Source organism: Rhodopirellula sp. J20-39, from assembly GCF_057365095.1.
Map to the genome: position 1 here is coordinate 1,565,203 of NZ_CP195123.1, position 15,586 is coordinate 1,580,788.

The 15,586-nt window shown below is 53.5% G+C and carries 7 protein-coding genes and 1 pseudogene; 3 read left to right on the forward strand and 5 right to left on the reverse strand.

Features of this window, described 5'->3' with window-relative positions:
• Positions 1–204: 204 nt before the first annotated feature.
• On the forward strand, positions 205–4,026 hold the full coding sequence (locus tag ACR3ZL_RS05710) for a 3-keto-alpha-glucoside-1,2-lyase-like domain-containing protein (RefSeq protein ID WP_486173267.1): 3,822 nt from the start codon (positions 205–207) through the stop codon (positions 4,024–4,026).
• A gap of 59 nt (positions 4,027–4,085) precedes the next feature.
• Here the strand turns inward: ACR3ZL_RS05710 and ACR3ZL_RS05715 are convergent, their stop codons facing one another.
• A complete protein-coding gene (locus ACR3ZL_RS05715; RefSeq protein ID WP_473648848.1) occupies positions 4,086–4,361 on the reverse strand; it encodes a hypothetical protein in 276 nt (91 codons plus the stop codon).
• A 142-nt stretch (positions 4,362–4,503) separates the two neighbouring features.
• Here ACR3ZL_RS05715 and ACR3ZL_RS05720 point away from each other — a divergent pair, with 142 nt between their 5' ends.
• Positions 4,504–5,898 (forward strand): sulfatase family protein, encoded by a 1,395-nt coding sequence (locus tag ACR3ZL_RS05720; RefSeq protein ID WP_473648847.1) that lies wholly within the window; start codon positions 4,504–4,506, stop codon positions 5,896–5,898.
• A gap of 117 nt (positions 5,899–6,015) precedes the next feature.
• Here ACR3ZL_RS05720 and ACR3ZL_RS05725 read toward each other — a convergent pair whose 3' ends face one another.
• From ACR3ZL_RS05725 to ACR3ZL_RS05740, 4 genes are all read right to left on the reverse strand, one after another.
• Entirely contained in the window at positions 6,016–7,479 is a 1,464-nt protein-coding gene (locus ACR3ZL_RS05725; protein WP_473648846.1) for a DUF1501 domain-containing protein, read from the reverse strand.
• A gap of 3 nt (positions 7,480–7,482) precedes the next feature.
• Positions 7,483–9,837 (reverse strand): PSD1 and planctomycete cytochrome C domain-containing protein, encoded by a 2,355-nt coding sequence (locus ACR3ZL_RS05730; protein ID WP_473648845.1) that lies wholly within the window; start codon positions 9,835–9,837, stop codon positions 7,483–7,485.
• A 983-nt stretch (positions 9,838–10,820) separates the two neighbouring features.
• A complete protein-coding gene (gene surE / locus ACR3ZL_RS05735; protein ID WP_473648844.1) occupies positions 10,821–11,582 on the reverse strand; it encodes a 5'/3'-nucleotidase SurE in 762 nt (253 codons plus the stop codon).
• Positions 11,583–11,924: 342 nt separating this feature from the next.
• Positions 11,925–12,626, reverse strand: a complete 702-nt coding sequence (locus ACR3ZL_RS05740) for a PilZ domain-containing protein (protein ID WP_473648843.1) — start codon at positions 12,624–12,626, stop codon at positions 11,925–11,927.
• A 1,519-nt stretch (positions 12,627–14,145) separates the two neighbouring features.
• Between ACR3ZL_RS05740 and ACR3ZL_RS05745 the strand changes: the two are divergent.
• Positions 14,146–14,815: pseudogene (locus ACR3ZL_RS05745) on the forward strand (hypothetical protein); the annotation flags it as partial.
• Between the last annotated feature and the right edge of the window lie 771 nt (positions 14,816–15,586).

The window sequence follows — 15,586 nt, forward strand, 5'->3', positions numbered from 1 at the left end:
GCTACCTGCGCACGACAATCCACTCGGGACAGTGATACGATGTGTCCAACTGATTTTTGATTTGGATGCATCGCGACTTGAGCATGTTAATGCTGCCGACCTGAATCAACCTTCCGGCAAACCTATCGTGTGCACGCGGCCCTTTCAACTTTCCTCCCCCACCTGCTTTCCTTCCCCACGCCCTTCCCACCTATCGTTCTTTCGATGCAATACACCCACGTGATCCAGAGATTTCTATTTGTCTTTTTGTTGACGGTCTCAGCAACGGCTTTAGCGAATGATTCTTATTTGGAACTCTTCAACGGACATGATCTCAGTGGCTGGGCCGGCAAGGAAGGATTCTGGTCAGTGGAAGACGGAGTCATCGTGGGGCAAACGACGAAAGAAAATCCAACCAAAGGAAACACTTTTTTAGTTTGGCAAGGCGGTGACGTCGCCGACTTTGTTTTCAAGACGAAGGTCCGTTTCCAAGGAAACAATACCGGCGTCCAGTATCGCAGCGAGCTCATTGATCCAGCCAACTTCGTTGTCAAAGGGTATCAAGCCGATTTGCACAAATCGCCCAAGTACTTCGGAATGCTCTACGCCGAAAAATGGCGAGGCATTGTGGCTCAGCGTTTTCAACGTGTCGAAGTGGATGCCGATGGCAAACCTAAGGTTGTTGGCGAAGTGGGCGACAGAGACCAAAAACTGGTGGATTCCGAGTGGAACGAGTTGACGATCATCGCTGTTGGGAATCGCCAAATTCATCAAGTCAATGGCGTCACAACGATGGATTTGACAGACAACCATCCCGACGCCAAGCGGCAAGGCATTCTTGCACTGCAACTGCATGCGGGGCCAGCGATGAAGGTTGAATTTAAGGAGGTTCAGTTGCAGCACCTTGCGGGTCGGGATGCAACGAAGGCGATAAATGCAGCTGTCGATAACAAAAGGAAAGCAACCGCTGCTGTCGCGGCGAAGAATGAAACCAATCAGGTCAGTCAAAAGCGAATGTCACTCGACTGGGTTTCCGAAGCCCCTTTGCCGAGTTGGATTTGGCGCAAGGATCGTCCAACCTCGAATGATCCGCTTTACCTTCGGAGGCAGTTCCAGCTTGATAGTGAAGTCAAATCGGCTCGTCTGTATTTCACCTGTGACAACGGAGCTTCGGTTTGGATTAACGGAAAGGCTGCTGGAGTTTGTAGCGACTGGATGTATCCGGTCATTAAGGCCGATGTCGGAAGTCTATTGCATGCGGGTGTAAACCAAATTGCCGTCGAGGCGGCTAACCGAGGTGGCAGTGCTGGTTTTGTATTGAAGTTGGCGATTGAGACCGTTGACGGCAAAGAACGTCGTATTGCTACCGATCCTAATTGGAAATTAAGTGATCACGAATCGGATGGGTGGCAATCCGCAGACTTCAACGATTCGGCTTGGACATTGGCAACAAAAAAATTAGGGGACTTCGGTGTCGGGCCCTGGAACAAGCCCGGTGTCACCTCGGCCGATCCAGGACGTGGAAAAGGAAAAACTCGCGCCGTCGCCGCGGACGAGATCACGGTTGCGAACGGGTTCAAGGTCGAGCTTATCTACGAAGTACCCAAGAGCGAACAAGGAAGCTGGGTTTCGTTAACCGCCGATGACCAAGGCCGACTTTATGCGAGCGACCAAGGCGAGGCTGGGCTTTACCGATTGACGGTAACCGAATCCGTTGGTTCGGCGAAATCAAACAAACCGAAGGTGAAGGTTGAAAAAATGCCGGCCTCCGTTTCCGGAGCTCACGGGATGGTCTGGCATGACGATGCTTTGTATTTCAATCGTGCTAGCACGCCGCTGTATAAGTTGACGGATTCTACCGGAGACGGCTTACTCGATCATGCAGAAAAACTTTCCCAAAGTCGTGGCGGAGGTGAGCATGGTAATCACGCTGTGATCATGGCGCCGGATGGGAAGCATTTGTACGTCGATGCTGGCAATCACACCAATCTTCCCGAGCAATCCGAAATTTCCGGTTCGAGGGTTCCCACGTGGGATGAAGACTTGCTTTTGCCACGGGAATGGGATGCCAATGGTCATGCTCGAGGACGACTCGCCCCAGGCGGTTGGATTACCAAGTTCAATCCTGAAACGAAACAGCATGAAGTCTTTTCGATCGGATATCGAAACCAGTACGACATTACGCTGAACCGGGCCGGCGACTTGTTCACGTATGACGCTGATATGGAATGGGATCTTGGTTCGCCTTGGTATCGTCCGACCCGGATCACATTCGCGGCTAGCGGTTCAGATTACGGATGGCGTAGCGGTTCAGGCAAATGGCCTGAGTATTACGAAGATAGTTTACCGGCCGTTTTAAATATTGGCCCAGGCAGTCCGACTGGAGTTGTCAGTGGTCAGGGAGCCAAGTTTCCGGCTAAATACCAGGACGCGATCTTCGCGTTGGATTGGACCTTTGGCACGATCTATGCCATCCACCTGACGCCCGATGGTGCCGGATGGCGTGGGACTCAAGAGCCAATCTGTCAGGGTTCGCCCTTGCCGGTGACCGATGCCATTGTTGGGCATGATGGAGCCCTCTACTTCACGACGGGAGGTCGCGGTACCGATTCAGCCGTCTATCGCATCACGTATATCGGTGATGAATCGACCCAGCCGGTAACCGATGAGTTGGCCGGCGCGGAGGCGAGAAGTTTGCGTCGCCATCTGGAAGCTTTCCATGGCCGTGAAGATGTCAGTGCGGTCGATATCGCTTGGCCTTACCTTTCCAGCAACGATCGTTGGCTTCGACACGCCGCTCGTATCGCGATTGAATCTCAACCCGTTGAGCAGTGGGCAGCTAAAGCGATAGCGGAATCCAATCCGCAAGCTTGTATTTCTGGTGCGGTAGCTTTGGCTCGTCGTGGTGATGAATCGCATCGTGGTGACTTGTTGGCTGCGTTGGTAAAGCTGAGTCCAGATGAACTATCCGACTCGAAGTTGCTCGGGTTGCTGCGTGCTTATGCATTGACGTTCATTCGGTTGGGGGAACCGACCGCTGATCAGCGTGAGCAAGTGATTACTGAAATCGATCCTTTGTTTCCCCATGCCAATAAGGATGTGAACACCGAATTGGTGCGTGTGCTGGTGTACCTCAATGCGCCGAACGTGATTGAGCGAACTATCGACCTGATGGCCAAAGCCGAGTCGACGTCTCCGGCATGGGCTGCTGATATTGATTTTGACAGTAACCCACGTTACGGATCTCGCATCAAAAAGATGTTGGCGAATCAGCCGCCGTCGCATGAAGTGAACTATGCGTTCATGCTTCGTAACTTACGTGAGGGTTGGACGATGGATCAGCTTCGTCATTACATCGAGTTCATCAACAAAGCGGCCAAGTTCAGTGGCGGCAACAGTTACGGTAAGTTCCTGGCGAACTTGCGTGATGAGGTGCTGGGGCACTTGAGCAACGACCAACGTGCTGAGTTGGCTGATATTAGCGGCGAAGACTTCAACCCCGTTCCCGAATTTCCGATTACCGCACCGAAGGGTCCAGGCAAAAAATGGACGCAAGCGGAAGCTGGTCAACACACCGAATCCGCAAATCTTCGTAACGCCAATTTCGAAAGTGGGCGCAATTTGTTCCACTCAATCCAGTGTGCCAGTTGTCACCGGTTTGATGGTCTCGGTGGTGACATTGGCCCTGACTTAACGACAGTAAAGAACAAGTTTGATGCAAGCTACTTGCTTGAATCAATCATCGAACCCAGCAAAGTCATCAGTGATCAGTATGGCTCGAAGATGGTGTTGCTAGCCGACGGTACTCTGTTGACTGGACTGGTGATTCAGAATGACGATCAGGTCGAAATCTATCCGCCAATGAAGGCCGGTGAAGAGATGAAGGCGGTCGTTGTTGACGCGGAAGAAATCGAAATGATCAAGGACTCCCCTGTTTCACAAATGCCTCAATCCATGCTCGATTCGCTCAATGGCGAAGAAGTTCGTGACCTCGTCGCATACTTGTTGTCGGGCGGTGATGCGAAAGCGAAGGTATATGGCAAGTAGGTTGGTCACCCAATCATGACACGCGACCGACGCAGCGGTCTTCGCCCGCGGTCGCGTGGTCAGGTTTTCTGGCATGGGGTGTGCCACCACCCTGTAAACGGCGGCAACCTCCAGGTTTCTGCTAATGCATCGTTTGGGGTTCTGCAGCGTTGGAAGGCTGTTTCGAGCATCGTGGTGTTGGCAAGCAAACCACCATCATCAAATGAGAACGGGCCAAGATACATCCCTGCGCAATAATCAAATGGATTGAGAATCGTCCCGAGTATGTTGAGTACAGCGGTGTTGTAATATTCCAGCCCGGCTAATTCGTTTACTCGGATGCCGCGATGACTCATAGAGAACTGACGCTGGCTGACCAGGGTGCCGAATTGTCGCCGCTTTCGAAGTCGGCGTTGTGCTGAACCTAGCGTTCTCGTTCAGTCGCAAGCGACTTTTTCGATCGTGACATACGAGTGCCTTCACCTTTGAGGAAAATTGATGACTAAACCGATTCTAGTGCTTTTTGCGTACCTATGCGTGATCACAAGTTTGTCCGTAAACACGAGCGAACCTGTCGGTGCGAGCGAGACGCAAACGCAGACTGGTCCGATGAATATTCTGGTGTTGTACGCCGATGATTGGCGGCACGACACATTGGGTGTGGCCGGCAACCCAGTGGTGAAAACGCCGAATCTAGATGGATTGGCAAGTCGAGGCATTCGGTTCACACGAAACTGCGTGACCACCTCGATTTGCGGGATTAGCCGAGCGTCGTTGTACACCGGGCAATGGATGTCGCGGCATGGCAACAGGTCGTTTAAGCCTTGGAAGACGGATTGGTCGGAAACGTATCCAGGGTTACTGCGTGATCATGGCTATTACGTTGGACATGTTGGTAAGTGGCACAATGGCCGGCTTCCGGCGGAACGTTTTGACTTCAGTCGTTCTTATTACGGGAAGCACTGGATCAAACAACCCGATGGAACAAAGATCCATGTCACTCAAAAGAACGAAAAAGACGCGTTGGAGTTTTTGAAGAGTCGTCCAGCCGACAAACCTTTTTGCCTGACCGTAGCCTTTTTCGCTACCCACGCGGAAGACTCCAGTCCGCTTCAATTCCTGCCGCAGTCGGAAAGCATGAAGTTGTACGAAGACGTGACGATTCCCGTCCCGGAAAACGCCACACAGGCCTCGTTTGAACGCTTGCCGAAGTTCGTCGGTAATGAAAAGAACGAAGGACGCAATCGCTGGCACTGGCGTTTCGACACACCCGAAAAATACCAAACGATGATGAAGAACTACTATCGTTTGGCTACGGAGGTTGATTCGACGTGTGGTCGAATCTTGGAAGAGTTGAAAGCCCAGGGGTTGGACGACAATACGTTGGTCATCTTTACAACCGACAACGGGTATTACCACGCCGAACACGGTCTGGCTGACAAGTGGTATCCCCATCAGGAAAGCATTCGCGTTCCGTTGATCGTAGACGATCCGCGACTGGCGGCGGAGCAAAACGGTCTGGTCAAAGAAGAGTTCACCTTGAATGTGGACCTGGCACCCACGATTCTCGCCGCTGCCAATATTGATGCGCCGAAGACGATGCAGGGTAAAGACATCAGTCCGCTGTATCTTGACGAAAATTCACCGGAGTGGCGTAGCGAGTTCTTCTATGAGCACCCAACTCTCCAAAACGCTGACTTCATTCCTGCATCGGAGGCGTTGGTTCGCAAGGATTGGAAGTATTTTTATTGGCCGGAATTTGACCGTGAACAGCTTTTCGATCTGAAGAAGGACCCGATCGAGGAACAGGACCTTGCTTCCAATCCAGAGTATGCGGCTCAATTGAAGGAAATGAGAGCTCGTTTTGCGGAACTGAAAGCGGCGGCCAAGTAGACCGCGAAGGGGCGAAATGAGATCAGCTCGCCAGCACTTCGGCACGCACCACTTGGAAACGGTTGATCACGCGGAACCTGAAATAGGAACCGCTGCGATTGCTTCGATGCCGTTGGGTTACGCCATGATTTCTTTGACGACCCGGCTAGGTTCGACGCCCGTTAACTTTTGGTCCAACCCTTGGAACGGGAAAGTGAGTTGACGGTGATCAACACCTAGCAGATGCAGCATCGTGGCATGTAGGTCGCGGACGTGCACGCCATCGGAAACGACGTTGTAGCTGAACTCGTCAGTCTTGCCGTATCGGATGCCACCTTTCACGCCACCACCGGCGAGTAACGCGGTAAAGCATCGGGGATGGTGGTCGCGTCCATAAGTTTCCGCATCGAGTTTGCCTTGGCAATAAACCGTCCGGCCGAACTCGCCGGCGAACACGACAAGCGTGTCCTCTAGTAGTCCATGTTGTTCCAAGTCACGCAGCAGCGCGGTCGTTGGCTGGTCGACGTCCTGGCACTGGCCACGCAAATTGATCGGCAGCTTAGTGTGATGATCCCAACCGCGGTGAAACAACTGAATGAACCGCACATCGCGTTCAGCCATTCGTCGTGCTAATAGACAGTTGCGTGCATACGATCCTGGGTTGTTTACCTCAGGGCCGTACATTTCCAGCGTCTCTTGCGATTCGTCGGAGATGTCCGTTAGTTCCGGTACCGAAGTTTGCATCCGGAAAGCCATCTCTTGCTGAGCGATCGTAGTCTCGATTTCGGGGTCGCCGATTTCTCCGAAGTGCTTTCGGTTCAGTTGTCCGAGCGAGTCCAGCATGCGTCGCCGCACTTGGGCGTCCACACCTTTAGGGTTGGACAAGAACAAAACGGGGTCGCCGGATGTCTGAAAGCTAGTTCCTTGATGCTTGGATGGCAGGAAGCCGCTGCCCCAAAGACGCGAGTACAGAGCCTGGACGTTCACCTTGCCAGCCCAGTATGCCGACGGCATCACCACATAGTCAGGCAAGTCTTTGTTTAGCGATCCCAGGCCGTAGCTCAACCAAGCTCCCATGCTGGGTTTGCCAGGAATTTCAGATCCGGTACAGAAAGCTGTTTTGCCCGGATCATGGTTAATCGAATCGGTGTGCATCGAATCGATGAAACAGAGCTTGTCGACTTGCGTCGATAACTGCGGCAGCAGTTCACTCATCCAGATGCCATTTTCGCCCTGTTGCTTGAACTTGAAGGGGCTCGGCATCACCAGTTGGGCTTTTCCTTTGGTCATGGCGGTCACGCGTTGACCCATGCTAACCGAAGGAGGCAAGGGTTGATTGAACTGCTTTTCAAGTTCGGGCTTGGGGTCGAATAAGTCGATTTGACTTGGCGCACCGGCCATGAACAAGAATATGACTCGCTTGGCTTTGGGGGCGAAATGGCAGCCCGCAGGCACACCGGCGGTCGCGACGGCGGTGGAGGCAGACGCTGGTTGTGTGTTCGATAGCAAAGAGGCCATCGCTGCGGTACCAAGTCCCATTCCCGAGTTGGTTAGGAAGCGGCGACGATTGCTAAGTGTTTCGTTCAAGTGAAAAGGATTCATGGTTTAGTCCTTTGTCTTGGTGATATCGAGGTTGTAGAGCGTATTGCAGACAACCGTCCACGCAGCCAGTTCGGCCTTCGCTTCTTGAGATGACAACGCTGTGTCGCGGCACAGTTCGTTCGTCAATTCCGGGGCAGCTTGGTATTCACGCTGCAAGTCATCGAGTAGTGACGTCATGATTCTTTGCTCTTGAGCATCAGGTACTTTTGCGGTGACGGTTTCCCATGCGAATGGCAAACGTTCGTCGGCGGGACGCTCTAGTGTGAGTTGCGCCAAGTGGCGAGCTGCCTTTAAATATTCACTTTCGTTTAGCAGCAACAGTGCTTGCGAAGGTGTGTTGGTTCGCTCACGCCGGGCAATGCACGCATCGCGAATCGGTGCGTTCAAAATTGTCATTTGTGGCGGTGGCATGGCACGTTTCCAAAACGTGTAAACGCTGCGCCGATAAATTGAATCACCCGTGTCTGGCTTGAATCGTTCGCCGATCATGGAGACGGCTTTCCATAATCCGTCCGGCTGCGGCGGTTTTACACTCGGGCCCAACATCTTGGTGGAAAGCAAACCGCTGGTGGCCAAGATTTGGTCACGAATGATCTCCGCATCTAACCGGTACCGCGGACCCCGAGCGAGCAGACGATTCTCGGGGTCTGCCTTGAATTCTTTCGGCGTCGCGTGTGACGCTTGGCGATAGGTCTTGGTCATTGCAATCCGTTTCACCAACGACTTCATATCCCAGTCCGATTCGATGAACGTGACGGCAAGTTCGTCCAGCAATTCGGAATGGCTTGGGACCTCGCCTTGATTGCCAAAATCCTCGGCCGTTTTAATCAGCCCAACACCGAAAAACGATTGCCAAAAACGGTTGATTGCAACGCGAGCGGTCAATGGGTTTTCGGGTGCGACGAGCCATTCGGCCAAGTCCATTCGCGATGCGATCTCACCAGACTTTTTCAGCGGCGGCAGGAATCCAGGAACATCTCTTGGGACGATTTCACCTGGGGCATCGTATTGCCCACGGATCAAGACGAACGTCTCGCGTGCATCCTTGCGTTCTTTCATCACCATCGCCTTGTCGACATCCCGTTCAATGTCGTCTTGCTGGCGTTTCAATTTGGCGATCTGCTCTTTTAGAGCGGCTTGCTTTTGTTCCAGCCCGACGGTTTCTTCATCCGCGTCATCGGCGACATCGGCGTCAAGTTTGGCGTTTCTCGATACTTGTTTAGCCAAGTCCTTGATCGACTTTTCGACGCTACGAAGTTCTTCGGCGGCTTCGCCGAGTTGTTCTTCGAGCTGCTTTAAGCTCGCCGCTTGCGTTTCCGTCGGCCAACGGGCGATTGGTTCTTGTAATCCTTGCGTGATTGCCCTCGGGTTGGTTTCTGGATCAGCGTCGATGTTGTTAAAGAACGCGTAAAGAGAAAAGAAGTCCTTTTGAGTTATCGGGTCAAACTTGTGGTCGTGGCACTGAGCACACTGTACGGTTAGTCCCATAAATGCAGTTCCGACGGCAGTCACGCGATCGAGTACGTTTTTCACGTGGCTTTCTTCGGGTAACGCGGTACCTCGGTCAATAATCAGGTGCAATCGGTGGAAACCCGAGGCGACGAGTTGATCCTTGGTCGGCTCATCGAACAAGTCGCCCGCGATTTGGTAACGGACAAAGTCGTCATAGTGCAGGTTGTTATTGAATGCTCGGATGACCCAGTCACGATATGCCACGTGATTGCGATAAAAGTCCTTGTGCATGCCATTGGTGTCTGCGAATCGAACCAGGTCCAACCAATGGCGTGCCCAGTGTTCGCCGAATTGCGGTCGTGCAATTAGCTCGTCGACCAGTTTTTCCCAAGCAATTTCGGGGGCCTTCGCGTAAGCGTCGCTGAACTTGCGAATTTCTTCACGTGTCGGTGGAAGCCCGATTAGGTCGAATGACACCCGGCGAATAAGAGTTCTGGGGGCCGCTTCGTCGGCAGGCGATTTTCCTTCGGCTCGCAGTTTGCGCAGAACAAAGCGATCAATGCTTTGATCGCTCCAGGGCGGATCCGCATTAGGGAGTTCCGGTGTCTCTGGTTTGGTCGGCGGCGAGAACGCCCAGTAATCCTCGTAGTCCGCTCCCGATTCAATCCAGCGCCGGATCAATTGTTGTTCTGATTTGGAAAACGGTTTCAGGTGCGATTCAGGTGGCGGCATCAGCATGGATTCATCATCGGATGTGATCCGATTCCATAGCTCACTGTCTTCGACCGAACCGGGCTCAATTGCTAGGCCGATTGCACCTTCGTCCCCATCGGCTTGATCTAATCGCAGTCCTGCTTCGCGTGATTCTTCGTCGGGACCATGACATGAAAAACATCGCGACGACAAAAGTGATCGGATGTCACGGTTGAACGATACTTCTGTAACTTCGCTCGTTGTTCCCGACAGGGTTTTGTCTTTTGGGAGATCGGTCGCGAAACCTTTAGACGCTAAAAACGTTAGAACCAGGGTTATGCTAAGCGTCGTTTTAAGTGGATCACGCCAAACGAAAAGGCACGAGCGGGCTGCCGAACTTTGCACGTTTTCAAGTGGAAGTGTCATGCGCTGCACGGGGCTTCCTATTTGCAATTGTGTGGGGAGGTGGGGATTTTCGGTGGGGGCAATTCAGATTGTTGTTATCGCAGTCGTGACGTTTTGCCAGAGCGAGATAACGCAAATTGCAGGCGGTTATTATAACGTCAGTTTGCTTTAAGGATTGGCGTTGGCCCTAAATCAATGCAGGAATGTATCCGGTGCCGAATGGACACTGAATCGTCCCTCAAATCGATTTGGACCGTATCGCGAATATCTCGATTTCACGTTGTATGCGGAGTACGTCGCTACAGATCGAGAGCGGAAGAAGTGGCTATTTGCCTTCCCCGTTGAATGCCGCAATTTAGCGATCTATTTCTGGGGATTCCGGAGGTTTTTCACCAAGATTGGTCGCGATTATTGAGCTAATCGTGCCTGAAGCCGGCTGCACAAAATGCGTAACTTCATGCGGATATCGGCTTTAGGGAATCCGCTTGTACGCATGAAGGCGCTATCAAGTGATAGATGCACGTCCGTGCTAGGGAAATTGCCTACCGCGTTGCAGCGTGGTCCTCTGAAGACAGGTTCGACTAAGTTGTCGACGAGACGTCGCTGCGTCTTGTGAACGCTGGGGTTTCGGCCATGAGTCTTCAACGGGGTGGTGGCGTTTCCGATTGGCATCCCTGAGGGTGACGGGATGCTGTGCGTGATGCAATGCCTGCGGGCGGCCTTGCAGTGCCCATGGGCGAATGGCAGACCGCATGTTGGAGGCAATCATGTGTTGGGGGCAATCATGCGTGCTAACCGCGAAGTCCCCAGTCCTGCATCGGCTCGAGTAATTCTTGACGCGTTAGGTTGAAATGCAGCGGCGTCAATGTGACGTTGCCTTCGCGAAGCTGAGCCACGTCGGTCAGGTTCGGTGGTGGCTGATTGGGTTCGGACCACAACGCCCAGTAATAGTCACGTCCCCCGGGATCTTGGCGTTTCTCATAGCGTCGGCCGTATTGAGCCAACCCCATGGGGACGACCTTCACGTCGCGCGTGGTTTGTGTCGCTGCGGTTGGAATGTTGAGATTGAAGAGCCCGCCTTGGGTCTCTTGATGTTGGATAAGTTGGCTGATGACGTTCTTGGCGATCACCGCCGCAGCATCGAAGTCGGCGTCATCGTCATGTTCCAGCGATACCGCCACGCTGGTAACGCCAAAAAATGCACCCTCGATGGCCGCCGCGACGGTGCCGGAATAGAGCACGTTGATGCCAGCATTCAGGCCGCTGTTGATGCCACTGACAACTAGGTCGATGGGCTCGTCAACGAATAATTCGGCCAGCGATAGTTTCACGCAGTCCGCCGGGGATCCTTCCACTGCCCAGGCCCAGTGCCGACCGTCGCGATGGATGGATTTGGGGACCAAGGGAGTCAGGTAGGTGATCGAATGGCCGACCCCGCTTTGTTCCGTAGCCGGGGCAACCGTGATGACTTCCCCGAGATGGCGAAGTTGTTGCCCAAGTGCGGCTAAACCTGGAGCGTAAACACCGTCATCGTTTGTTAGTAATATCCGCATCGTGTTTCAACCTTCGCGGGTTCTAGAGAGGACTTGCATAGGACCAGTCCGAACACAGCGTCCGATTACGCCGATTCGCGTTCAGTTGACCGGTCGCGTATCGGGGCTTCGTTCAGTCTGGAATTTCAGGTTCGACCGTAGTGGACTGAAGTAACGAGTCCCGCCGCTTAGTTCAAGTCAAACGGACTTGTTGCCGCGTCCACCAACCAGGAAATGAATCTTGGCAATGCACTAGGTTTACCGCAATGTGAAGCATCGTGACAGGCCGCACGATTTGGCAAGCATGGGTCGCGTAATAGAAGCGGCGGCAAGAAGTGGCGTAGAGAAGTCGCGATGTTGGCTCTATGCGAGTGCGCCGAATATGTCGTTGATGGCTCGCGAAGAGGCCAGGTTTTGAAATACACAGCCACATTCAAATCGTCCAGCAAGCGGACGAACCCATTTAACGGTAACGCTGCCGCTGGATTTTTTGTTGGCGTCGTCTCCGGATGCTGGGGCGGGTGCTGTTGTGCTGACCAGCAATCGCTCGCCAGCTTCGACTGGACAGTCGAGATGCAGACGCACGCCTGTGGTCGAGAAATCTTCTAGGGTGGCTGATTCAATATTGGGTAGGCCGTATGCTCGACGGATTTGCACAGCGGTACCCGCAGAAATACGCTGTTCTTGTCGCCGAGTCACGAATCCGTGTGAAACTAAAAAGTCGATTGTCTCGGAAGCCATTTCACGGCGGAAGCGAAATCCAAACGTGTTGCTGCCCACCGAAGTTTGTTGGTTCCAGCACAATCGCCCAGCCATTTCGAGGTCGACGCTTCCGGAAGTGTCTTTAACGCGCAGGACGGCAACGGAAACTTCATCGGGCCGGATCAATGTTGCTCGGACGGCGCAACCGCCGGAGCTGATGTCGGCCAATTGGCACGGGTAGGTCACGACCTCGTCATCGCGCAGCACCAGCAGTTCTGCGGTCAATGCAGCAGAATTCTTGGCAACGAATCGATCGCAAATTCGATTTTGACTCGAACTGATTGTCGTTGATGAAGCGGGCATGGTGAGCGATGTCGGTGGGCGGACGATAACAAGTGTTTAGTAGAAGTTTAGGCCACGAAAGTCGCCTGATTTTGCCCAAAATGCGTTGAAGACGCGTGATTTGAGTGAAAAGCCAGGCCACCGAATGTCAACTTGTAACGGTTGTATCGCTTGTTTGGACGGCATTGGACATTCAAGTGGCATGACCGGAAGAATCATCACAACGGGACCGGGACGCCAACCGATGGAAACGTTAGGCATCGTCGTGCCGGTAGCACGATTCCTGCATGTCGATTCGGTTCGCCCTCAGTTTTGCGAAGCTCAACTTCACATTCGATTCTGTAGGAAACCACCCATTTTCAAGCGATTTTCAATGCCATCGACGAACCTATCATCGGCGACACTCGCAACCGTTCAATCTCGCCTACCATTGGGTGCACGGCAACGTCGGACCCGTCGAGCCCGTCGGGTTTTGGCTAGCGGTTTGATGGTGCTGCAAAGTGTTGGTGGGCTCGGCCTAATCGCATTCCAAAACGTCGCCTTAGCAGCGGAACCGCAGGCAACGGCGCCGCGCGGACACCAATACAATCCGTTCGTCGCATCATCGCCCGACCCGTCCTCGGCAGCGGCCCCCAACACATCGTTTCAGCGCCACGATGTTAAGCAGTTTCACGCGCTGATGTCGCCAACGAACCAAGCGAAGCTAGCGGCTCAATTGAAGCCAACTGCGCAAGCAACGTTGCAGCTTCCACGAGTTCAAGCCGCATCATCGAAGTCCGACACCGTATTTTTGGGGCCGGCATTCGATGCGTTTGAGCCGGACTCATTTCAAGACCATCACGTCCAACCCAATCGTACAGCGAGCTCGCACCAGCCCGAACGCCTGCCGGTGGCAGGTGAGTTTTATGGGCAGGGGATGGAATCGAATGCAGTGAACGGACTGCCCCAACAAAATCGTTTTGTGGATGGTGAGTTTGACGGTGCTGTACCAGTTCAGATCGACGGGGAAAACGAAGCGTTTGCAACGTTCGATGGATACGCCGAACTGCACGACGGCGTGCCAGATTTGCCAGGCCAGATGGTTCCGCATTCTAATGCTTCTGCTGATGGATTAGTGGTTTCCGAATTTCCGAATCCTGGGTTCCCCGCTGAAAATTTCCCAGACTCAGCATTCCCGGCCGCAGCGTTCTCTTCGACTGAGTTCTCGTCGAATGAGTTTTCGGCCGAAGAGTATTCAGCGGAAGAGTTCGCGGCAAATGAATTCGGTGCGACCCAACATGCCGATTCCGTGCTCTCGGAAGCCGAGTATTCCGAGCACGGGTATTCCGAAAGTGTGGATGCGCAAGCTTACGGAATGCCGCCGAGTTACGATGCCGGTGTGGTCCACAGTGAACAAGAGTCGGTCGTGATCTATGGCGATACGATGCCTGATCCGAACATGCAGTTCGCCAGCCCTACCGCGAAGCTAGCCAGTGCCGCCCGAAAACGTTCCGCTTATCTACAACAACAGCCTCCACAGCCTATGGCGGGAGCACCGGTCTACTTAGCGACGCAAACCGCGAAGTCTCAATCAGCGATTGCCGCTAAGTTGCTCGAGCAAGCTCGTCTTGAGTACGACTGCGCCGCTTACGCTTCGGCGGAGACATCGGCGTGGCAGGCACTGGAAAAACTGGCCCAGGCAATCGACCTGTCGCACTCGATGTCGAGTTCTGGTCACGTGCCAGCGGAAACTGCGATCGCGAAGTTGCACCGAGGACATCGGGCGATCATCGAAGCTTGCGATTTTGTGGGGCCTTATGCCCAAGACAACCGTCAGGCAATCGCACGCTTGGCTCGGGCGCACGAGACACCCGTGGTTCGTGAATCGTTACCGCCGATGCGAATGAGCTATTCGTTGATCGCCGAAGATTCTGCTGCGTTGCCGACCGCTAGTGAAGCGGTTGATCGGTACCTCGATTATGCCCGGATGCAAATGAGCGGTGTCGCGTCAGAAAGCTTGTTGGCGGCCCAGGCAATGGATTTGTTAGCTGCTATTCGATTAGGACGCAAGGATTCAGCTCGTTTGCCCGGTCCTACCGCCATCTGTTTGCGAAGAGCGGCGGTGCAGGGACAAAGTGGGAATGCTGACTTGGTCGCCAAGTTGGGCCATCACCTTGCAGATGTCGGGCTGGTGGATGAAGCACGTTGGGCGCTCCAGCATTCGCTGGCGATCCAACCTAACGCAGCCAATGCAGCACGTTTGGCGAGTTTGAATCAGGTCGCGACCCGGCCAGCACCCGCGAATTATGGGCAATCGATTTTGGCCGCGACACGTTCTCGTGTCCGACGCCAACCCGATGTCGTCACGATGTCACCAGAACAATTCGCATCGATCAGCACGCAAGTGATGCCTGGACGTCCTGCGGATTCCACGGAGATTCATTCGGGCGAAAATTATCCGTCGAACACCGGGGATCACTACCCGTCGACGCCAATGACGGACAACGAAGTGCTTGTGGCTAACGCTAACCAGCCAACTGAAGTTGTGTCCGAACCGGCCAGTCCCTCGTTTATCAAATCGCTGGCAGCGAACTTTCATTCCAAACCGAAATCCACCGCCACCGTTCCCGCACGAACCGCCTCGTTTGATCGCAGCCACGCACCGGTTTTATTGCCCAACGCAATGACGCAACAACCGAATGCCAACAATATTGTTGATCCGAACACGCGAACGTCTCAAGCGATGTCACCCAATAGGCAGCCGCCGAATACGATGATGCCGAATGCCTATCCGGGGAACGTGCCTCCCGCGTCACCTGTCGCAACTCAAAAGGTCAGCTCACGCTTTTTACCATCGCTCAAAAGATGGTGGTAGGAAATGGTTGGAGGTTCACGACCCGACATCGCTTGTCTCTAAGCCCTCCAAGACGGCTTAGGGATGCAGCCATTTTGAATTATTTCGCACCGCAAGATTTCCTTTCTTTTCGAATCGTTTGATTATG